Annotated in this window: 14 protein-coding genes; 12 read left to right on the forward strand and 2 right to left on the reverse strand. The window is 40.2% G+C overall.

The annotated features are described in order from the left end of the window. The first annotated feature begins 7 nt into the window (after positions 1-7). From I6E80_RS15715 to I6E80_RS15735, 5 genes are all read left to right on the forward strand, one after another. Complete coding sequence (locus I6E80_RS15715; RefSeq protein ID WP_197185930.1) at positions 8-1,417, forward strand: YdiU family protein; 1,410 nt, start codon at positions 8-10, stop codon at positions 1,415-1,417. 385 nt (positions 1,418-1,802) lie between these two features. After that, a complete protein-coding gene (locus I6E80_RS15720) occupies positions 1,803-2,858 on the forward strand; it encodes an OmpA family protein (RefSeq protein ID WP_024600034.1) in 1,056 nt (351 codons plus the stop codon). A 292-nt stretch (positions 2,859-3,150) separates the two neighbouring features. After that, entirely contained in the window at positions 3,151-5,748 is a 2,598-nt protein-coding gene (gene acnB / locus I6E80_RS15725; protein ID WP_170072847.1) for a bifunctional aconitate hydratase 2/2-methylisocitrate dehydratase, read from the forward strand. A 200-nt stretch (positions 5,749-5,948) separates the two neighbouring features. Continuing rightward, positions 5,949-6,581 carry a 2OG-Fe dioxygenase family protein gene (locus I6E80_RS15730; RefSeq protein WP_076925791.1) on the forward strand — a complete coding sequence of 211 codons (633 nt, stop codon included), beginning with the start codon at positions 5,949-5,951 and terminating at the stop codon, positions 6,579-6,581. 11 nt (positions 6,582-6,592) lie between these two features. Beyond that, entirely contained in the window at positions 6,593-7,828 is a 1,236-nt protein-coding gene (locus I6E80_RS15735; protein ID WP_197185931.1) for a cysteine desulfurase-like protein, read from the forward strand. Between the two features lie 19 nt (positions 7,829-7,847). Here I6E80_RS15735 and I6E80_RS15740 read toward each other — a convergent pair whose 3' ends face one another. Next, entirely contained in the window at positions 7,848-8,552 is a 705-nt protein-coding gene (locus I6E80_RS15740) for a 2OG-Fe(II) oxygenase (RefSeq protein ID WP_024600038.1), read from the reverse strand. Between the two features lie 33 nt (positions 8,553-8,585). Between I6E80_RS15740 and I6E80_RS15745 the strand changes: the two genes are divergently transcribed. The 7 genes from I6E80_RS15745 to I6E80_RS15775 all read left to right on the forward strand — a co-directional run bounded on the left by I6E80_RS15745 (position 8,586) and on the right by I6E80_RS15775 (position 19,577). Further along, entirely contained in the window at positions 8,586-8,984 is a 399-nt protein-coding gene (locus I6E80_RS15745; protein ID WP_197185932.1) for a thioesterase family protein, read from the forward strand. Between the two features lie 200 nt (positions 8,985-9,184). After that, a complete protein-coding gene (locus tag I6E80_RS15750) occupies positions 9,185-10,159 on the forward strand; it encodes an aldose epimerase family protein (protein ID WP_024600040.1) in 975 nt (324 codons plus the stop codon). A gap of 187 nt (positions 10,160-10,346) precedes the next feature. After that, positions 10,347-13,094 (forward strand): TonB-dependent receptor, encoded by a 2,748-nt coding sequence (locus I6E80_RS15755; protein ID WP_197185933.1) that lies wholly within the window; start codon positions 10,347-10,349, stop codon positions 13,092-13,094. A gap of 195 nt (positions 13,095-13,289) precedes the next feature. Then, positions 13,290-14,816: a tryptophan halogenase family protein gene (locus I6E80_RS15760; protein WP_197185934.1), complete on the forward strand. Its 1,527-nt coding sequence runs from the start codon at positions 13,290-13,292 to the stop codon at positions 14,814-14,816. Between the two features lie 12 nt (positions 14,817-14,828). Then, positions 14,829-15,590 carry a SapC family protein gene (locus I6E80_RS15765; protein WP_010554817.1) on the forward strand — a complete coding sequence of 254 codons (762 nt, stop codon included), beginning with the start codon at positions 14,829-14,831 and terminating at the stop codon, positions 15,588-15,590. Positions 15,591-15,643: 53 nt separating this feature from the next. Continuing rightward, on the forward strand, positions 15,644-17,122 hold the full coding sequence (locus I6E80_RS15770; RefSeq protein ID WP_007580003.1) for an SLC5 family protein: 1,479 nt from the start codon (positions 15,644-15,646) through the stop codon (positions 17,120-17,122). 322 nt (positions 17,123-17,444) lie between these two features. Further along, positions 17,445-19,577: an alpha-galactosidase gene (locus I6E80_RS15775; RefSeq protein ID WP_197185935.1), complete on the forward strand. Its 2,133-nt coding sequence runs from the start codon at positions 17,445-17,447 to the stop codon at positions 19,575-19,577. A gap of 160 nt (positions 19,578-19,737) precedes the next feature. On the opposite strand, the gene recG is transcribed toward I6E80_RS15775, so the two are convergent. Next, positions 19,738-21,819, reverse strand: coding sequence for an ATP-dependent DNA helicase RecG (recG, locus tag I6E80_RS15780; RefSeq protein ID WP_197185936.1), 2,082 nt, complete (start codon positions 21,817-21,819; stop codon positions 19,738-19,740). Positions 21,820-21,837: the final 18 nt, after the last annotated feature.

A 21,837-nucleotide genomic window follows, 5' to 3' on the forward strand; every position in this document is an offset into this window, starting at 1 on the left:
AATTACCATGAAATTAGTGCCAAGATACACAGATATTGCGGAAAACTTCGCGATTGAAGATTTCCCTGCAAGTGTTGCCTCCCCTCAGTTATTGCTGTGGAACGAGAGCTTAGCAAAACAGTTTAATATTAATGTCGCTGATGATTTACGTGCTAATACTTTTAGCGGTAATGAAAAGCAGGCGATTCCTGCAGTAGCACTTGGTTACTCTGGGCACCAATTTGGACATTTTTCACCACGTTTAGGTGACGGACGAGCCCACTTATTAGGGGCTATTACTGACAATGAAAACCAGTTATGGGATATTCAATTAAAGGGCTCTGGCGCTACTCCTTATTCAAGAGGGGGTGATGGCCGTTGTGCACTTGGGCCCGCTATTCGTGAATACGTAATGAGCGAAGCAATGCATGCACTAGGCATTAAAACTACCCGATGTTTAGCGGTCGTTGGCAGCGGTGAAACGGTTTATCGTAACCCACCACAAGCAGGCGCAATAGTTACTCGTTTAGCAACCAGTCATATCCGCGTTGGCTCGTTTCAATATTTAGCGACGCAAGGCGATGTTGAAGGGCTTAAAAATTTAGCTGATTTAGCTATAGAGCGACATTATCCAGAAATAACTGATACAGGACCACAGCGCTATTTAGCATTTTTAGGCGCTGTGATTAAAAACCAAGTTAAGCTAGTTGTGAGCTGGATGCGTGTTGGCTTTATTCATGGAGTAATGAATACCGATAATACGCTAGTGAGCGGAGAAACCATTGATTACGGCCCCTGCGCCATGATGAATAATTTTGATTTTGACACCGTATTTAGCTCTATCGATAAACAAGGTCGTTATGCCTTTGGGAATCAGCCAAATATGGCTAACTGGAACTGCGCACGCTTGGCCGAGAGTTTAATACCACTTATTAATAATGATGACGAGCAGGCTGTTACGTTAATGACGCCATACATTAATAGCTTTGCTGAGCAATTTAATATTGGGTTTACTGCTATGTGGGAACAAAAACTGGGTTTAAATGAATCTAGCAGCAGTGATGGCGAGTTAATCGCAGAGTTGTTAACACTATTAAAAGATAACCAGCTCGATTACACCAATACCTTCGATGCGCTTACTGAATCCTTAAAAGAAGAAACAGTAATACCTGAGTCGCTAATTGAATGGAGAGCTAAGTGGGTAAGCTTAACTGACAATAATAGTTATGAAGTAATGAGAGCTGCAAATCCTCGTGTAATACCGCGTAATTATGTGATCGAAGAAATAATTACACAATATAACGCTACAGGGTCTAGTGAGTTACTACAGCGCTTTATAAAAGTAGCGGGTAGCCCGTATTCTGATAGTGAAAAATTATCAGAATTTCAAACTTCACCGATAAATGATAATGATTACCAGACCTTTTGTGGTACTTAATTCTTAACATTTAATATAACTACATGATTAAAAAGAGTCATTTTTTAATCAAATATGCGCATATATCTAGGGGAATGTTAATTCTGATGGTATTATGCGCCGAATTAAAGCCAAGCAATATTTCTTTGCATTTATAAGTGCATTTAATTGCTCTTACATTCCTTGCTAAGTACTAATTTACAAAAAACTACTATATTTATTTTTCAATAAAGTTTCAATTTCGCCTATAGTAAGTGGATGTGTGTTGTGACAGGGCATAGAAAAAAGTTATAAACTTTATTTTTCGTTAAGTATTGATTAACAAAGGCTCAGTTAGTCTATATAAAACTGATTGAGCTAGTATCGATTAGCTACAATTTAAAATTGTTCAAATGGGAAGAAAACAATGAAATTAAAATCACTTACAATTGCAATCGCGTTGGCTGCAACTAGCGCATCTACATTCGCTGCTGATAAAGAAGAAGGTTTCTACATTGGCGCATTTGGCGACTACTATGACGCATCTTGGAAAAACATGCGTGCTCAAGCTGGTCTTGACGTGAATGAATCAACTGGCTGGGGTGTTGAAGCTGGTTACCGTTTCAGTGATTACTGGAGCGCACGTCTTGAATATGCAGATATGGATTTTAATGCTTTTGATAAAGTTGCTGGTAACCGCAACAGTATTGATGGCGAGCGTTACGGTATTGATGCTCTTTACCATTTAAATGGCGGTCCTTTCTACGGTCTTTTCGGTATTAAAGAAATGGACGTAGTAGATGACAACACATTCTTAAATGCAGGTGTTGGTTACCAACATTTCATTACAGATGGCTTATTTGTTAATGCAGAAACAGCTGTATACCAAGGTCTTGACCGTGGTTACACTGATGTAGGCGCTAAAATAGGTATTAACTACTTATTCGGCCAAAATTCAGCACCAGTTGAGCCAGTTAAGCCAGCTCCTGAAGTTGTTGAAGTAGCTGTAGCTCCTACAGATAGCGACAACGATAACATTGCTGATGCAGACGATAAGTGTGCTAACACACCTATGACTGATGCAGTTGATGGCACTGGTTGTACTTTATATGAAGATAAAGAAGTAACTGTAAGCTTATTAGTGACTTTCCCTAACAATGCTTCAGCAGTATCTACTCAGTACTTAAACGATATTGAAAAAGTATCTGCATTCTTAAAAGAGTACCCAGATACAACAGTACTTTTAGAAGGTCACACTTCTTCTGTAGGTAAAGCAACTTACAACAAATGGTTATCTAAAAAACGTGCTGATGCAGTAGCTGAGCAATTAGTTTCTGATGGCATTGCTAAAGACCGTATTACTACAGTTGGTTTAGGTGAAGAGCGTCTTAAAAATGATGCAAACACTAAAGCTGCAAACGCAGAAAACCGTCGTGTAGAAGCGCATATCAAAACTATCAAAAACGTTAAAGTTTTACGTTAATTAAATAGTTTGTAATAAAAACCCAGCCAAGTGCTGGGTTTTTTTATGGCTGTAATAAATTAATATTGGTTAATGGTAATGATTATTACTTAATAAGTATTCATGAAAATAGTTTTTACTACAACCACTATTCATAGTATTTATAATCGGTATAATCAGTTGCGCAACTGGATGGATTTTCATCTATCCATAAAAGCTTTATAATTACGCGTTAGAATACTATAAGTATTGGGTAACTTATTTGCGCTTGAAGCGCTACCGGATACTTTCACGTCACCAAGAGGGCAATATTGTGCTACAAGAATATCGTAAACACGTAGAAGAACGTGCCGCGTTAGGTATCGTACCAGCGCCATTAGATGCTCAGCAAACTGCTGATCTTATTGAATTAATAAAAACTCCACCAGCAGGTGAAGAAGAATTCATTTTAGATTTGTTCATTCAGCGTATACCAGCAGGTGTTGATGATGCTGCTTATATTAAAGCGGGATTTTTAGCAGCTTTAGCTAAAGGTGAAACTAATTCTCCACTTGTTTCTAAAGAAAAAGCGGCAGAATTGTTAGGTACAATGTTGGGCGGTTACAATATCGCACCAATGATTGACCTACTTGATGACGAAACACTTGCACCAATCGTAGTTAAAGGCCTTTCAAATACATTACTTATGTTTGATGCGTTCTACGATGTAGAAGAAAAAGCAAAGGCGGGTAACACATTCGCTAAGCAAATTATCGAATCTTGGGCAAATGCAGAATGGTTTACTAATAAGCCAGCTGTTGCTGAAAAGATCTCAGTTACTGTATTTAAAGTAACTGGCGAAACAAATACTGATGACTTGTCACCTGCACCAGATGCATGGTCTCGTCCAGATATCCCACTTCATGCTTTAGCAATGCTAAAAATTGAACGTGACGGTATTACACCTGATAAAGCGGGCGAAGTAGGTCCAATTACTCAGCTTGAAGAATTAAAAACTAAAGGTTTACCACTTGCTTACGTAGGTGATGTTGTTGGTACGGGTTCTTCTCGTAAGTCTGCAACTAACTCTGTACTTTGGTTTATGGGCGATGATATCCCGTTCGTACCAAACAAGCGTGTTGGCGGTGTATGTTTAGGTAATAAAATTGCCCCAATCTTCTTCAACACAATGGAAGATTCAGGCGCATTACCAATCGAATTAAATGTTGATGAACTCAACATGGGTGAGCAAATCGACATTTATCCGTACGAAGGTGTTGTTAAGCAACATGGTACTGATAAAGTGATTTCTACTTTTGAACTTAAATCTGATGTGATTTTAGATGAAGTTCGTGCTGGTGGTCGTATTCCACTAATTATCGGTCGTGGTTTAACTGATAAAGCGCGTACATCTCTTGGCTTAGGCGCAACTGATATATTTAAGGTACCAACAGCAACAGAAGTTTCTGATAAAGGCTTCACACTAGCGCAAAAAATGGTTGGTAAAGCATGTAACGTTGCAGGTATTCGCCCAGGTCAGTACTGTGAGCCTAAAATGACAACTGTTGGTTCGCAAGATACAACAGGTCCTATGACACGTGATGAACTTAAAGATTTAGCATGTTTAGGTTTCTCTGCAGATTTAACAATGCAGTCATTCTGTCATACATCAGCTTATCCTAAGCCTATCGATGTAAGCACTCACCATACGCTTCCTGATTTCATCATGAACCGTGGCGGTGTTTCACTTCGTCCAGGTGATGGTATTATTCACTCGTGGTTAAACCGTATGTTATTACCAGATACCGTAGGTACCGGTGGTGATTCACATACACGTTTCCCATTAGGTATTTCATTCCCAGCAGGTTCGGGTGCAGTTGCATTCGCAGCAGCAACGGGTGTTATGCCACTTGATATGCCAGAATCTATTTTGGTTCGTTTTAAAGGCGAAATGCAACCAGGTATCACGTTACGTGACCTTGTTCATGCAATCCCTTACTACGGTATCAAACAAGGTTTATTAACAGTTGAGAAAAAAGGTAAAATTAACGAATTCTCTGGTCGCGTACTAGAAATTGAAGGCGTTGAGCACCTTACTGTTGAGCAAGCGTTTGAATTATCAGATGCATCTGCAGAGCGTTCTGCTGCTGGTTGTACTGTTAAGTTATCTAAAGAGTCTATCTCTGAGTACCTTGAGTCTAACATTGTTATGCTTAAGTGGATGATTTCTGAAGGTTACGGCGATGTACGTACGATTGAACGTCGTATTACTGCAATGCAAGATTGGTTAGCTAACCCAGAACTAATGGAAGCTGACGCTGATGCAGAGTACAAGCATATCGTTGAAATTGATTTAGCTGAGATTAAAGAGCCAGTTCTTTGTGCTCCAAATGACCCAGATGATGCGCGTCTTCTTTCTGATGTTGCTGGCGAGAAAATTGATGAAGTATTCATCGGTTCTTGTATGACTAACATTGGTCACTTCCGTGCTGCTGGTAAGTTGCTTGATGGCTTTAAAGGTCAACTTCCGACTCAGCTTTGGGTTGCTCCACCTACTAAGATGGACAAAGATCAACTTACAGAAGAAGGTTACTACGGTATTTTTGGTCGTGTTGGCGCACGTATCGAAACTCCAGGTTGTTCACTATGTATGGGTAACCAAGCACGTGTTGCAGATAAAGCAACGGTTGTGTCTACCTCTACACGTAACTTCCCTAACCGTTTAGGTAATGGCGCAAACGTATTCTTAGCATCATCTGAGCTTGCTGCAATTGCTGCAATCATAGGTAGACTACCTACAGCTGCTGAGTACCAAGAATATGCAGCGAAGATCAATGCAACGGCTTCAGATACATACCGTTACTTGAACTTCCACCGTATGCCTGCTTACACTAAAAAAGCAGACAACGTGATTATTCAACAAGCTGTATAATTTTTAGAGTTTGTTTAAAAACCCGCTTAGGCGGGTTTTTTATTGGCTAAAATAAATATTAGATAGTTCATGCTTCTTTTTTTATATTATTGTATTAAATCTAGTCTCAAGTTACTTTTAAAGTAATTAATCGCGCAAAAATTCCTATCAAAATGCATTAAAATCCTCATCAATATTCTCATTATTTTAGGCGAGATTTTATGACAGCATTAAACAACCAGAATTTACTGCAACTACGTTTTGTTAACCAAGCAAATATTAATTTGGTTAAGCCTTCTTTTGATAACCTGCCTGCTAATCCTTATGCAGATGGTGCCTTTCGTAAACGTCGTTACTCAGTAGTTAAAATGCAAAATGGTGAAATAAAGCTACAGCAAGCCAAAGCATTTGTTCAAGACGATTCAATTAATACTTTTCAAGGTAATGTAGAGCGTACTTACGAAAACCTAGAGCAAAGTTTACTTGAGTCAGAAGGCATGAAAAGCATTGTAAATGAGTTTCGCCAACTTACCGGTATTGATGAGCAGCGTGATATTGAAATTCATCAGTTCCGTATGCTTGCTATTAACAGTGATACACCAGCAGCGCCAGAAGGCGTACATCAAGATGGTTTTGACCATGTATGTATATGCGGTGTTTCTCATGAAAATTTAGAAGGTGGCGAGCTACTTGTATACGAAAACAAGCAAGCTGAGCCTTGTTTTAAAATGGAAATAAAAGACGGGATGTTTGCATTAATAAATGACCGTCAAGTGTGGCATAACGCAACACCTATGAACAAAATTGATGCTAGCAAACCAGGTTACCTGGATTGTTTTGTATTAACGTCTTAAGGGAGTTAGGCATGAACATAACGCAATTACGTGAGCAGTTTCCTGCATTAATGCAGACCGTTGATGGTAAATCGCCAATATTTTTAGACGGCCCAGGCGGCTCGCAGGTACCAACATCGGTGCTTAATGCGATGACAGCTTATTTAGGGCACTACAACTCAAACCTAGGTGGCGCGTTTTTTTCAAGTGATAAAACGGTTGAACTGATGGCGAATGCGCGCCAAGCAGCTGCTGACTTACTTAATGCACCTAGCTCACAACAAATTGTGTTTGGTCCAAACATGACCAGCCTAACGTTTAGTTTTAGCCGTGCTATTTCACGCGACTGGCAAGCTGGCGATGAAATAATTGTAACCAATGCCGATCACTTCTCAAATGTATCGTCGTGGCAGCAAGCCGCAGAAGATAAAGGCGTTGTTGTAAATACAGCGCTTATTAACGAAGCAGATTGCAGCTTAGATATGGTGCAATTTGAAAGCTTATTAAACAGCAATACTAGGCTTGTAGCGGTAACGTATGCGTCAAATACCACAGGTTCAATCAACAATATTAAACGTATTGTAGAGCTTGCTCACGCTGTAGGCGCACTTGTTTATGTTGATGCCGTACATTATGCACCGCACGAGCTTGTTGACGTGCAAGCGCTTGATTGCGACTTTTTAGCCTGCTCGGCATATAAGTTTTTTGGCCCGCATTTAGGTATGGTTTACGGTAAAAAAGAACATTTAGAAGGGTTTACACCTTATAAAGTAGAACCCGCTAAAGACGTAGCGCCAGGTCGCTGGGAAACCGGTACACAAAGCTTTGAAGCAATGGCGGGTTTTATCGCGGCAGTTGATTACATTGCGGCAATAAGCGAGCTTGATGATAGCCATTCACGCCGCGAAAAGTTAAGCGTGGCCTTTGCTAAAACTAAACAGCATGAAATGGCGCTTAGTGAGCACTTTTTAACACGCTTAGTTAATTACCCACGCATTAAGTTGTTTGGTATTGATGACTTTGATCGCTTAAATGAGCGTACACCTACTTTTGCTTTAATTTTTGAAGGCTTAGAGCCACGCGCTGTTTCGGAATTTTTAGGTAAGCAGCATATATGCGTGTGGGATGGTAACTTTTATGCCCAAGGTTTATGCAAGCAGTTAGATGTGCTTGATAAAGGCGGTGTAGTGCGCATTGGTTGTATGCACTACAACACTATTAAAGAGCTTGATCAACTGTTTGATTTATTTGATGAGCTACTAGGTTAACCATCTAAGCTTTGGTGCGCTAACTTTTTGGCGCACCATATATTTGTTCTGCACGATTAAACAGCACCCACGAGGTTAAAATATACTTATCGTTTGATACTGGCTTATTACCTCTATGAGTATGTGTAAAGTAGCCTGGGGCTATTACCATAGTGCCTTTTTTAGGTGCTATTTTACGATTTTGATAGTAAAACTCAGTTTCACCTCCTTCTTCTACATCGTTTAAATAAAACATAAATAACAACACGCGATGCAAAGCTTCATTGTGTTGTAGCTGCGGATAAACCTCACTGTGCCAGTAAGGATAGCCACCCTTATTTACTTCGTATTTTTGCGCCTGGATATTGCCAAGTCTAAAAATTTGCTGTACTAAAACAGGTAGTTGCGGTTTACCTACTTCTTCAAAATTGTCTTGAGTTAAATCGACTACTTCACCTGTTTTTGGGTGATAGACCTTTAATCCAAACGCCCCAATCATCATAAAAATATGTTCTTCAACATACTTAAAAACATGCTGTGCAGTCGTTTGTTGTATATGTTTTAATTGTTGTGCATATTCGGGGTGATTATTTAAATGCAGATCGTGGCTGTCTTTTTTCTTTAAGTCGACACCGCCCGATGTTACCCCTTGTTTTACATGCGGGCTTTGCGCGAATGTGGTAATAAATTCATCGCAAAACTCATCGCTTAATGCGTTATCAATAACGCGTATAAAGTCCGTCATGGTTTACCTTTATATAATTATTATTGGATTTTTATGTTTATTGAAAAAGTGATGCCGCGCTTTAGCGAAACAGATGCACTCGGACACATTAACAATACCGTACTCCCTGTATGGTTTGAAGTCGCGCGTGGACCTATTTTTAAGTTTTTTACACCGGACTTAAATCCACATGATTGGAAGTTGATAATTGCCAAAGTAGAAGTGTCGTTTGTAGGCGAATTATTTTATGGCCACGAAGTGACAGTAAAAACCTCTGTAGAGCATATAGGCACTAGTTCTTTTACGCTGAGGCAAGAAGCATGGCAACACGATAAATGCTGCGCAATAGGCAAAGCCGTGATGGTGAGATACGATTTTATCGCTAAATCAAAGCAAGCGCTTAGCGTTGACGAAAAAACGGCGCTTAATGAGCATATTTACCAAAGCAGTTAACCTTACGAAGCTTATATTTTATATAAGCTCGTGCTGAGCTGAATTATTGTAAATATATGACGGCAACTGTAAATTTTTGTCGAGAAATTTTAACGCATTTAGATTGAGTTACAGGCTTCAGTTATATAGTATTTATAATATATATTGTTGCGCCGTTATAACAGGAAATGTTAATTCGGTAATTTGATTGGAGTATGCGTGTGACATCTATTGCCAGTGACCAACCTTTACAAGTTATTCAGCTCAGTGATGGTGAAAATTTAACAGCTGAAATTTTGCCGTTTGGCGCAATAATAAAAAGCATTAAATTTAAAAAACAAGAGATGACGCTTAGCGTCGATGACCCTCAATACTATCTTGAAAACCCATTTTATCTTGGCGCTACAGTAGGTCGATACGCTAATCGCATTGCAAAGGGGCGTTTTAACTTATCTGGTACGCAGTATCAACTGGAAGCAAATAACGGTCCTAATAGCCTGCATGGCGGCGTTAAAGGCTTTAATAAAGTACTTTGGCAAGTAACCAAACAAACTGAAAGTCAAGTTGAGCTTTATTATTGCTCTCCCGACGGCGAACAAGGTTTCCCTGGTGAGTTGCAGGTTTGGCAAACTATTAGCGCTAAAAACGGCGAGCTTACTCTGCACTTTAAAGCGCTAACCAATAAAGAAACGCTCGTTAACTTTACCAACCATTGTTACTTTAATCTTGATGGCAGCGAATCAATTAATGAACACCTTGTTCAAGTTAATACCAATTACTATCTTCCTATCGATAAAACCAGTATTCCACTTAATGAATCCGCTTTAGTTACAGGCACCTGCTTTGATTTTACCAAGCCAGCTCAAGTTGGTGCGGCATTAAGCGCTGTTCATCCTCAGTTAGAAGCTGGAAATGGCTTTGATCACTGCTATATTTTTAATGATGACAGCAGTTTAAAGACGATGGCTACATTAACTTCGCCACACACGAAGGTTAATTTAACCCTTAAAAGCACTCAGCCAGGTATGCAACTATATACTGCTAACTTTGTTGGTGCGCCTTTTAAAGCACGGCAAGCTTTGTGCTTTGAAGCGCAAAATTGGCCTGATGCGCCAAATCGTGAAAATTTCCCAAAAGCTAATTTATTGCCGGGAGAGGATTACGAGCAGGTTATTATTTACTCTTTTTCTGAGTGAATGCAGTCTTTCAATGTTAATTTAAAGAAAATTAAAAGCAAAAATACGGTGATTAAATGCTATCTATAATTCAGGAAAAGGTTGCACTTTTTGCTGTTTTAAAGTATTTATAATATAAATAGTATTTGAAACTATATGCACTACCACAACGACACAACGACTACACACAATCAGGAGTTTTTAAAAAATGATAATTAACAATAAGTTATCGTTCAACAAGAAAACCGCGATCAGTATTGCTATCACTGGCATATTGGCAAGCGGAAACGTTGCAGCTCAAGGCGCTGAAGGCAATACGCCTACAGTAGTAAATGAAGATGTTGAAGTTATCGCAGTAACGGGTATCCGCAGCAGCTTACGTTCATCAATGTTGGATAAAAAAGCATCTAATGTTGTTACAGACGGGATTAAAGCAGAAGATCTTGGTAAATTTCCTGATTTAAACGTAGCAGAATCTCTGCAACGTATTACAGGTGTAGCAATTGACCGTAGTGGTGGTGAAGGCCAAGCGGTAACTATTCGTGGTTTTGGTCCACAATTTAATACTGTACTTGTTAATGGTCGTCAAATTGCGACAGATAGCGCAGGTCGTGAATTTAACTTTGATGTATTGGCCGCGGATCAAATCACCGGTGCTGATATTTATAAAAGTAATACAGCAACTCTTCAAGAAGGCGGCATTGGCGGTACGGTTAACGTAACTACAGCACGTCCTTTTGATTTTGGTGGTTTACATATTTTAGGTTCAGTTAAAGGTATGTACGAAAGCCTTTCTGAAGAAGTATCTCCATCAACATCATTCTTAATAAGTAATACGTTTAACGATGACAAGCTAGGTGTGCTTTTTGCCATCACTAATCAACAACGTAAACTTCAAAATAACCAAATTTTAACGGCAGGTTGGCGCGGTGGCCAAACAATTTCTAACCCAACTGATGGTGTATTGTTTGAAAATGCTTACATTCCACGTAACTGGGACCAAGTAGTTGATGAGCAAGACCGCGAGCGTACAAATGCAAGTTTAGTACTTCAATACGCACCGTCTGACGATGTTACGATTACTGTTGATGGCATGATTTCAAAATTCGAAGTTGACTCAACAGTCCGCGATTTAGCATCTTGGTTTGAACCAGACCGCGTAGGCAGTGCAACGATTGATCCAGAAACAGGCACTCTTTTAACTTTCTCTCAAGAAGTTGGCTTAGGCGCGCCAAGTGGCGACCCTGCAAGTGACTTTGTATCGCATACACGTAATTCACGTGATGTAACTAATAAAGCATTTGGTATTAACGTAGATTGGCAAGTAAACGAGTCATTAAAAGCTAAATTTGATGTATCTCGCTCAACAGCTGAAAACGACCGTGCAGGTAATGATCGTTTTAACGTAGTGGGTATTATTAACAGCTATACTTTTGACGGTACAGGCAGCATTCCTACTGTACAGCATGACGGTTTTGAAAATGGTTCGCTGCCAGATCCAAGCCTCGCGCGACTTCATTACAACGAAATTGGTAATCAATTTACAGATGAAGATGAAATTACTGAAGTAAAAGCCGATTTTGAATATGTGCCAGATAAAGGCCCAGTTGATCGCATTAACTTTGGTGCTTATCGCCAAGAACGTGAAAAATCAAGCTTTCAAATCTTTGGTAGTCAATGTCAGTTCTGTGGTTATGGTACACAAGCACCACTTGATGCAATTGATTTTGAAGCATACCAAGCAAGTAACTACTTCCCAGGCTTAATCGATACATTCTACACCTACGACGGTGATAAAATGCTTGATTACCTAGCCGATCAAGGTTTCCCTGTAGAGCCAACACTACAAAATAACCGTTATACAATTAACGAAGACATCACTAGCTTATACATGGACTTTACGCTTGGTTTTGACCTAGCTGATATGCCAGTAACTGTTAATATGGGCGCACGTTACTCAGAAACTGATATTGAAGTTGCTGCAATACAAAGCTTTATTAGCGATGTAATACCAACATCTGACGCAACATTGTTTCAGAATGTTTTTGGGCCTGCAACGAACATCGAGCAAGGCACTAGCTACTCAAACTTATTACCATCTTTCAATGTTAAGTTAGAGCTACAAGACAACATGATTTTACGCTTTGCAGCGTACGACAGTATTACTCGTCCAACGATGTCTCAGCTATCTCCTGCGACAAACTTTAACGAGCCACGTCGTCAAAACTTAACGGCAAGTGGTGGTAATCCAGCACTTAAACCATTCCAATCAGAAAACTGGGACATTTCTTACGAGTGGTACTACAACGATGCTAACTTATTTAGCTTTGCAGTATTTAGTAAAGAAGTGGATGACTTTATTGTTACCCTAACAGGTGCCGAAACATACGAAATGTCTGATCGTTCAGGCCCTGATTTTGCGTGTACTACATGTACAGATCAAACAGATGACGAACTTATTGGTAGTTCAGAAGTTTACACTGTAAGTCGTCCTCAAAATGGTGAGTCTGCAACTGTAACCGGCTTTGAAGTCGGTGTTACTCACATGTTTGAAAATGGCTTTGGTTTTATTGCTAATGCAACTGTTGTGAATAGCGACATTAGTGTGGGTGACGATACTACACAAACATTTGCACTAGAAGGTCTTGGGGATTCACAAAACTTAATATTTTTCTATGAGCAAGAAAACTGGCAAGCACGTGTTGCATTTAACAACCGTGAAGGCTTTTTACGCTTAGTTGATAACGGCTTTAACGGTGAACCAGTGAACGTAGAAACTTACGGCCAGTGGGATATTAGTGCAAGCTACGATATTAACGAAAACTTCACTATTTTTGCAGAAGGCATCAACATCACTGAAGAAGAGTTAGTGCAAACAGGTCGTTTTGCTAACCAAATCTATTCAGTAGAAGATAATGGCTCACGTTACGCGTTTGGTATTCGCGGATCGTTTTAATTAATGATGGAGGCGTATTTTTCGCCTCTTAGTTTTCATTACAGCACCAAGGTGCTAATACCAATTAGGTTAATTTAGCAGTAATGTATATTAGTTAACCTAATTGGCTAAAATGAATTCACATTAAATCAAGATGCCCTAACGGGCATTTGTTGTATAAAACGTTATCAAAAAATACTCAAAGAGTAGTCCATTATGAATAAAGCAATAAAAACAGTAGCGGTAGTTGGCGGTGGTACAGCAGGATGGCTGAGCGCTGCAATTATAGCTTCGTATCACCAAGGTCAAAATGGTGACGGCTTAAAAGTGATGTTGGTTGAATCGTCAGACATTCCAACTATTGGCGTAGGTGAAGGTACCTGGCCCACGATGAAAAACACACTTCAGCAAATAGGCTTGCGTGAAGTTGATGTGTTTAAAGCCTGTAATGCTACCTTCAAACAAGGCGGAAAGTTTGTAAATTGGACGCATGGCAATAATGACTTTTACTACCATCCATTTACTGTACCGCTAGGCTACGGCCGTATAGATTTAGCCCCATATTTAGATAATGTTGAAGACTTTGCACAGCAAACTAATTTTCAACATGATATTTGCGAAGCAAGCTTAGCCCCAAGAGGTATAGCGCAAGGTGAATATCAAGGTAATTGTAATTACGCTTATCACTTAGATGCCGGCGCTTTTGCCGAAATGCTTAAACAGCATTGTAAAAGTAAGCTTGGTGTAGAGCATATTATTGGTACTGTTGATCAGGTAAAGCTTGATGACGATGGTGCAATAAATGAGCTTACTCTAAAAGATCAAACCCGCACTATAAACGCCGACTTATTTATAGACTGTACTGGTTTTTCATCATTGTTATTAGGCCAAGCGCTCAACGTACCGTTTAAAAAAATGGACTACGTGCTATTTAACGACAGCGCACTGGCTATGCAAGTCCCTTACGATGAAAGCGACGACTCCTTGGCCAGCCATACCATAGCAACAGCGCAAAACGCTGGATGGATTTGGGATATAGGTTTAACGCACCGCCGAGGTGTAGGGCATGTTTATTCAAGCAAGTTTTTATCAGACGATGAAGCAGAGCAAAACCTAAGAAACTATTTAGGCGATGCAGCAAACGGTTTAACTGCCCGTAAAATTAACTTTGAATCAGGATATCGTGAGAAGTTTTGGCATAAAAACTGTGTTGCAGTGGGTATGTCAGCAGGGTTTGTAGAACCGCTTGAAGCAACCGCTATTATGCTTGTTGAAATTTCAGCACGCTTTGTAGCAGAGCATATGCCAGCAGACACACAAGTAATGCCTATTGTAGCTAAGCGTTTTAATGAGCAGATGGATTACCGTTGGCAGCGTATTATCGACTTTTTAAAACTGCATTACATGCTAACCAAGCGCCCAGAACCTTACTGGCAAGCACATGTACAGCCCGACACTATTCCACAAACCCTGCAAGAAGATTTACTGCTTTGGGGAAGCCGTGGCCCGCTAATTCAAGATTTTCATGGCGCATTAGAGTTATTCCCTGCTGCCAGTTATCAGTATGTTTTGTACGGTATGGGCTTTAAGCCTGACTTTACTAAACAAGCATATTTGTATTCACAACATGTGCAAGCCAAACAAATAATTGAACGTAACAGCCAGCTTACACAGCAGATGTTGCAAACTTTGCCGCCTCACCGTGCTTTTATAGAGCAGTGGTTAGCAGCTAACCCAGTTTAAGGATGTGTAACTATGGCTATTAGTGAACTAGTAAACACCAAACACCAAACATTAAAAATTAACCCCAATGCAGCTGTTGAATATGCAAAAACGCAGCATTTAGTTAATTTAAGAGCAAATGAAATAGCAAAAGCAGCCTGCGACTTACCTATTTTTTTAGCACGTAATACACAAAATGGTAGTTATACCGTATCAGCGTTAACCAGCTTTAGTGCAGGTCAAAGTTTATTGGTTAATAACAACCAATGGCAGGCACTTTACACACCGGTATGTATGCAAACCCAGCCTCTTTATTTAATGACCCGAGAAGCAAATAGTAGCGATTATTTTATTGCAATTGATGATCAAAGCTCAGCCGTAAACACGCAGCAAGGTGAGGCACTATTTGATGCTAAAGGTAACCCGAGTTTATTTTTAAGTGCACAGCAAAAACTGTTAGAAAGCGACTTAAAAAATGACTATCAAACGTATCAATTTACCCAAGAAGTTGCGCGGTTAGGGCTCATTAAAAACATAGATATTGTATTGCAGTTTGAACAAGGCGAAACCCAAACTATTCAAGGTTTGAGCACCGTTGATGAAGACAAACTGCAAACATTAAATAGCGATACCGTTGCAAACTTACACAAGCAAGGTTACTTGAGTGTGCTTAACAGCATGCTTATTTCACTGTTTCAGTTAAATGCATTGGTAAAGCTGCATAACCAACGTCCCGAACTTATGCCTTTAAAGCAGATTAAGTTAGAACTAAGTCGAGATGCGCACGCGCTGTAGCGTGCACTTTTTTATTACACAGACATTGCGTATAACGCGCAGGAGACACACACATGTCAGATAACATTTTACAGCTGGTGGTTTTTGTTTTTGTCACCGCTTTAATTGGTGGCCTTACTTATTGGAAATGCCGAGGCCAAAATCGCAATAACGGACAAAGCCAAACTAAAGAGTATTTTTTAGCGGGCGGTGGCCTTACTTGGATGTTTGTTGCAGGTTCAATCACATTAACTAATTTAAGTACTGATCAGCTTGTAGGTATGAATGGTAACCAAATGGCTTTACTGGTTTGGTGGGAGCTTGCAGCAATTATAGGTTTGATTATTTTAGCCAAAGTGTTCATTCCTGTTTATTACAAATACAACTGTACAACTACCACAGAGCTTTTAGAAAAGCGTTATAACAACAAACATATTCGCGCTGTTATTGGTGGTTTATTCTTTTTAGGTAATGCACTTATTTATATGCCAGCGGTTATTTATTCTGGCGCGCTATTTATGCAAACCATGTTTAAGGTTGATATTCCGCTAATGTATATCGCCACCGCATTTGCCATTATTGGTGCTGTTTATGCGTTTTTTGGCGGCCTGCGAGCAGTTGCTGTATCGGATACCTACAATGGCATACTTGTACTAGGCATGGCTGTTTTAGTCGTGTTTTTAGCACTTAATGCGATTGATTATGACTTTACCGGTATTCCTGAGGAGCGCTTAACACTCATAGGTGATGCTGACTCACCTATTCCGTGGCCAACACTTTTAACCGGTATGATCTTTATTCAAATGTATTACTGGGGTACTAACCAAACAATCACACAGCGAGCAATGGCAGCACCTAATGTTAAAGAAGCGCAAAAAGGTATATTTGCCGCAGCGGGTATTCGCTTTTTAATCGTCCCAGCAATTGTGGTATTACCGGGTATTATTTCGTTTAAACTTTATGGCGATATTGGCGACGCTGCTTATGGTCGAATTGTGGGTGATGTAATGCCAGCATGGTTAACCGGTGTGTTCGCAGCGGCAATGGCAGCAGCAGTACTCTCTACTTACAACAGCTTATTAAATTCAGCTACAGCACTATATGTGTGTGACATTCACGAAGCGTACTTTAATAAAGAGCCAAGTGTTGTAAAGCTAAGTGGTTACGTAACGTTACTACTCACAAGCTTAACACTGGTACTTGTACCAATTTACCAGCAAGCAGACAGTATTATTAACTTACTACAGCAATTAAATGGCTTATTAAGTATGCCTATATTCTCTATTTTTGTAGTGGGCTTATTATTTAAAAATGTTGATGCACGTGCGGGTATTGCTGCAGTAATTTTAGGTGTTGTAATGTACGGCATGCTTACATTTGCAAACTCACCACTACATACTGATATTCATTACATTCACTTAATGCCAATTACATTAATCGTATGTGTAGCTTTTGCATTGATAGTAAATAAAGTGGTATTTGGTTTGAATGCGCAGTGGGCAGGTAAAACACCGGCACTTGATGACGCAGGCCAAGCACAAGTACAAAAATAGATTATAAATAGTTTAAGCTTACAAAATCGGTCATGGGGAAACTCTGGCCGATTTTTTTATATGTATTAAAAGCAACATGACAACTTCAAAGCTAAGGTTAGTTTAATACTTTTTATTACAGTGGTACTTCCAGTGAGTTTATCTGACTATTTGCGATGTAAAGACTATCAAAACCTAATTTATATGATATATACTATTATTATTGAGTGTCACTGTCTGATAGATTGTGGCTCAAGCAAAGAGATACATTTAGTACATAGTGTAGCTTACTAATTTTCGTTATATTTATAACTCACACAATGAACAAGAGGATAGGAAAATCATGGCCGACACTAAATCATTTTATCGATTAGACAGTGTAAACAGCACCGTTATTTTCGACTGCCAGAGCAAAACACCGGCGTTACTGTACTTTGGTAAATGCCTATCTGAGCAAACAACAGAAACAATGCTAACTCAGCTTGCTACGCGTCAAGAAGTAAAATGTGCCGTGGTTGAAGAAGCGCCTATTTCTCTATCTCCATTACTAGGTGAGGGCTTTACTGGTGCGCCAGGGCTTGAGCTAGTAAACGACTCAATCGCATGGTCAGTAGGGCCAGAGCTTCAAGAAGTGCGTCAGCCTTCAGCCGCAACACTTGAATTTGTAAGCGTAGATAAGCTACGTGGTATTGAAGTAGTGCACAGCATTACACTTGATAAAAACACTGATGTACTAAGCGCACATACTGTATTAACTAATTTAGGCGACTTACCGCTAAGCGTGAACTTTTGCGCAGCACCAACATTTCAGCTACCAGATAGCGTAAGCAAAATAGTGAGCTTTGAAGGTCGTTGGTCAAATGAATTTCAACGTCAATCGGTTGATTTAGTTTTAGGCAGTTTTGTTCGCGAAAACCGTAAAGGCAAAACATCACACGATGTATTTCCAGGTTTATTAGTGCATAACGAAAATGCAGGCGAGCAACACGGCGAATGTTACGGCTTTCATTTAGGTTGGAGTGGCAATAATAAACTACGCGCAGAGCTTTTAGCTGAAGGTCGTCGTTATGTACAAATGGGTGAGCTATTACTTCCTGGTGAGCTTATGCTTGCTAAAGGTCAAACATATCAAAGCCCGAGCATTTATGGCTCGTTTTCGAGTGAAGGTTTTAGTGCGCTTTCTCGTAATTTTCATCGTTTTGTTAAAGCTAATTTACTTAGCCAAGCACAGCGTGAAAAAACACGTCCTGTGCATTACAACACATGGGAAGGCATATACTTTGATCACGATGTAGATACGCTTAAGCAACTAGCCGACAAAGTAGCGCCGTTAGGTATTGAACGTTTTGTACTTGATGATGGTTGGTTTAAAGGCCGCCGTGGCGATAACGCTGGTTTAGGTGATTGGACAGTAGATTACAAAATTTACCCCGATGGTTTATCACCCGTTATAGAACATGTGAATAGCTTAGGTATGGAGTTTGGTATTTGGTTTGAACCAGAAATGGTTAACCCAGATAGTGATTTATACCGCGCGCATCCTGATTGGGTTTTAGGCTCAGAAAATAACGAGCAGTTAAGCTTTAGAAATCAGCTAGTACTTGATTTAACGCGCTCTGAGGTTGTTGAGTACCTATACAAAGCGATTGACGATATTTTAGTTGAATACCCAACTATTAAGTACATTAAATGGGATATGAACCGCGATATTAACCATGCGGGTAATTTTGATGGCAAGCCTGCTGTGCATCAGCAAACATTGGCACTTTATCGTTTAATTGACCGTATTAAAGCGGCGCACCCTGGTCTTGAAATAGAAAGCTGTTCGTCAGGTGGTGCACGTGTAGATTACGGCGTACTTGCACACACAGATCGTGTATGGACGTCAGATTCAAACGATGCGCTAGATCGCCTTGAAATACAGCGTGGATGTTCTTTCTTTTTCCCATCGTCGGTTATGGGTGCACACGTAGGCCCACGCGATTGTCATATCACAGGGCGTAATGTAAGTATTGAAATGCGTGCTGCGGTATCAATGTTTGGCCACATGGGCATTGAAATGGACCCACGTGAACTGACCGATCACGAATACAATGCACTTAAAGCGGCAATAGCACTTCATAAAGAGCATCGTGAGTTTATTCATAGCGCCGATTTATACCGCTTAGATAGCGACGATTTATCAATTAACTTTGGTTTAATCGATGAGCAAAAAACAAAAGCGTTATTTGCGTATAACAGCGTTCGTGAAACACCGCGTACAGCGCCTAATAAATTACGTTTTGTTGGCCTAGATGCCGATGCGCAGTACACACTTAATTTAGTGTGGCCGGTAAAATTTGAAGAGTATCGCCCATCTTCTATTGCTGCGGTAAATGGTCAAACATTTACAGGTGAAGCGCTAATGCAGTTTGGTTTACAAATGCCAATTTCATTCCCGCAAACATCGCTTATATTTGAGCTTAATAAAGCTTAAATTTAACTAAGAGCAGTAAAGGGCGAAAATCGCTTTTATGCTGCTCTATTGAGATATCAGAAGTCAGCTCTATATTGTTTAGAGCTGACTTTTTTATATCCTTAGTAAGCTAATTTAGTAAATTAACTTAGTAAACTCAAAAATATAGAAAATAGAGTGGTTACGCTTGCGCGTAATTTTGCTTATTACCCAACCAACGTTGAATTAGCGGGTCAACAACCTCTGGGTGTTGCTTAAGCATTTGTTGTGCAATCGGTCTAACTTGGTTAAGTATGTGCTTATCGCGGGTAAGATCTGCAATTTTAAACTCGGCTAACCCTGTTTGTTTTGTACCAAGTACTTCACCAGGGCCACGAATTTCTAAATCGCGCTCTGCTATCACAAAGCCATCGTTACTATCGCGTAGTACACCTAATCGCTTTTGAGCGGTATGAGACAGTGGTGCGTGGTATAAAAGCACGCAATGCGATGCAGTAGCGCCACGGCCAACTCGCCCACGTAACTGATGCAGCTGTGCTAAGCCTAAGCGCTCAGGGTTTTCTATAATGATTAAGCTCGCATTAGGGACATCTACACCAACTTCAATAACCGTCGTGGCAACTAAAACATGTATATTACCTGCCTTAAACTCGCTCATAATGGCTTGTTTTTCAGCTGATTTCATTCGCCCATGTACTAAGCCTACGTTTAGCTCTGGTAATGCTTCTTTTAACTGTAGTGCACTGTCTTCGGCGGCTTGGCATTGCAGTACTTCAGATTCATCAATAAGTGTACACACCCAATAAACTTGGCGGCCTTGCTCGTTACACGCTAATTTAACGCGGGCAATAATATCGTCTCTGCGAGTATCAGGAAGTGCCACTGTTGTGATTGGCGTACGCCCAGGTGGCAGCTCGTCAATCACAGAGGTTTCTAAGTCGGCATAGGCGGTCATGGCGAGTGTACGTGGAATGGGTGTTGCGGTCATGACTAGTTGATGAGGGTAACAATCACCAAACTTACCTTTTTCACGCAGTGATAAACGCTGGTGGACACCAAAGCGGTGTTGTTCATCAATAACGATAAGAACTAAGTTATTAAACTTAACTTCATCTTGAAATAAAGCGTGAGTACCTACAATCATTTGCGCTTCACCAGAGGCTATTTTTTCAAGTGTTGCTACGCGCTCTTTGCCTTTTGTTTTACCGCCAAGCCAAGCAACTGTTATACCTAGTTGATTAAACCACGTTGTAAAATTAACACCATGTTGCTCTGATAAAATTTCAGTAGGAGCCATTAAAGCGACTTGAAAGCCCTGCGCAATGGCTGTTAGTGCACTAAGTGCTGCTACTAGGGTTTTACCAGAGCCTACATCGCCTTGTACTAAACGCATCATGGGATACGCGTGTTGCATGTCACCTTTAATCTCAGCAACTACGCGGCTTTGCGCATTTGTGGGTGCAAAAGGAAGTTGCTCTAAAAATTGGCTTTCTAATGTGTTTACCGGATTTAATGCCACGGCTTTTACTTGTTGCCCTTGCTCTCGCACTTTTAATAAGCTGAGGTTTTGAGCAAGTAACTCCTCAAATACAAGGCGCTGTTGAGCAGGGTGAGTACCTTGCTCTAATGCAGCTACATCAACATTATTTGGTGGGCGGTGCAGTAATAATAAGGCGTCACTTAGCGGCATATTTGATGGCTGCCACTGTGAAGGCAGTAGTTCTTCTACTGAGTATTTATTTAGTAAATCAATAGCCTGTTCGCTTAAAGCTCTAATCGATAGTTGCTTTAAGCCTTCGGTTGTTGAATAAACGGGCGTTAATGTTGTCGCTACCGGCTGCTCGTTAGAGGTATCGCTGATGCTGTATTCAGGATGACTCATTTCAAAGCCAACACGGCCACGGCGCACTTCACCAAAACAACGTATTATTTTACCAGCGCTAAATGCGTTTTTTTGTGCAGCGGTAAAATTAAAAAATCGTAGTGTTAGCCTGCCAGTACCATCATTGATTTGGCAAACAAGCATGCGCCTTTTACCAAACGTTATTTGGCTTGTTTCAATTGTGGCTTCAACACTTACGTGGCTATGCAGTGACAACTCGCTAATCGCGTATAAGCGAGTACGATCTTCGTAGCGAAGTGGCAAATGAAAAAGCATATCTTGCACAGTTAAAATACCTAGCTTTAGCAAACGCTCAGCCATTTTTGGGCCGACCCCTTTGAGCTCTGTAATTGGGTATTGATTTAAGCTAGGTTTAGACAAATTGTATCAATCTTATTA

It is taken from the genome of Pseudoalteromonas sp. NSLLW218, from assembly GCF_015864775.1.
In the GTDB taxonomy this organism is placed as follows: domain Bacteria; phylum Pseudomonadota; class Gammaproteobacteria; order Enterobacterales; family Alteromonadaceae; genus Pseudoalteromonas.

What these genes read in the sequence shown, in the direction of transcription:
- I6E80_RS15715 (WP_197185930.1), top strand. Translation starts at nt 8, where the DNA reads ATGAAATTAGTGCCAAGATACACAGATATTGCGGAAAACTTCGCGATT.
- I6E80_RS15720 (WP_024600034.1), top strand. Translation starts at nt 1,803, where the DNA reads ATGAAATTAAAATCACTTACAATTGCAATCGCGTTGGCTGCAACTAGC.
- I6E80_RS15730 (WP_076925791.1), top strand. Translation starts at nt 5,949, where the DNA reads ATGACAGCATTAAACAACCAGAATTTACTGCAACTACGTTTTGTTAAC.
- I6E80_RS15735 (WP_197185931.1), top strand. Translation starts at nt 6,593, where the DNA reads ATGAACATAACGCAATTACGTGAGCAGTTTCCTGCATTAATGCAGACC.
- I6E80_RS15740 (WP_024600038.1), bottom strand. Translation starts at nt 8,552, where the DNA reads ATGACGGACTTTATACGCGTTATTGATAACGCATTAAGCGATGAGTTT.
- I6E80_RS15745 (WP_197185932.1), top strand. Translation starts at nt 8,586, where the DNA reads ATGTTTATTGAAAAAGTGATGCCGCGCTTTAGCGAAACAGATGCACTC.
- I6E80_RS15755 (WP_197185933.1), top strand. Translation starts at nt 10,347, where the DNA reads ATGATAATTAACAATAAGTTATCGTTCAACAAGAAAACCGCGATCAGT.
- I6E80_RS15760 (WP_197185934.1), top strand. Translation starts at nt 13,290, where the DNA reads ATGAATAAAGCAATAAAAACAGTAGCGGTAGTTGGCGGTGGTACAGCA.
- I6E80_RS15765 (WP_010554817.1), top strand. Translation starts at nt 14,829, where the DNA reads ATGGCTATTAGTGAACTAGTAAACACCAAACACCAAACATTAAAAATT.
- I6E80_RS15770 (WP_007580003.1), top strand. Translation starts at nt 15,644, where the DNA reads ATGTCAGATAACATTTTACAGCTGGTGGTTTTTGTTTTTGTCACCGCT.
- I6E80_RS15775 (WP_197185935.1), top strand. Translation starts at nt 17,445, where the DNA reads ATGGCCGACACTAAATCATTTTATCGATTAGACAGTGTAAACAGCACC.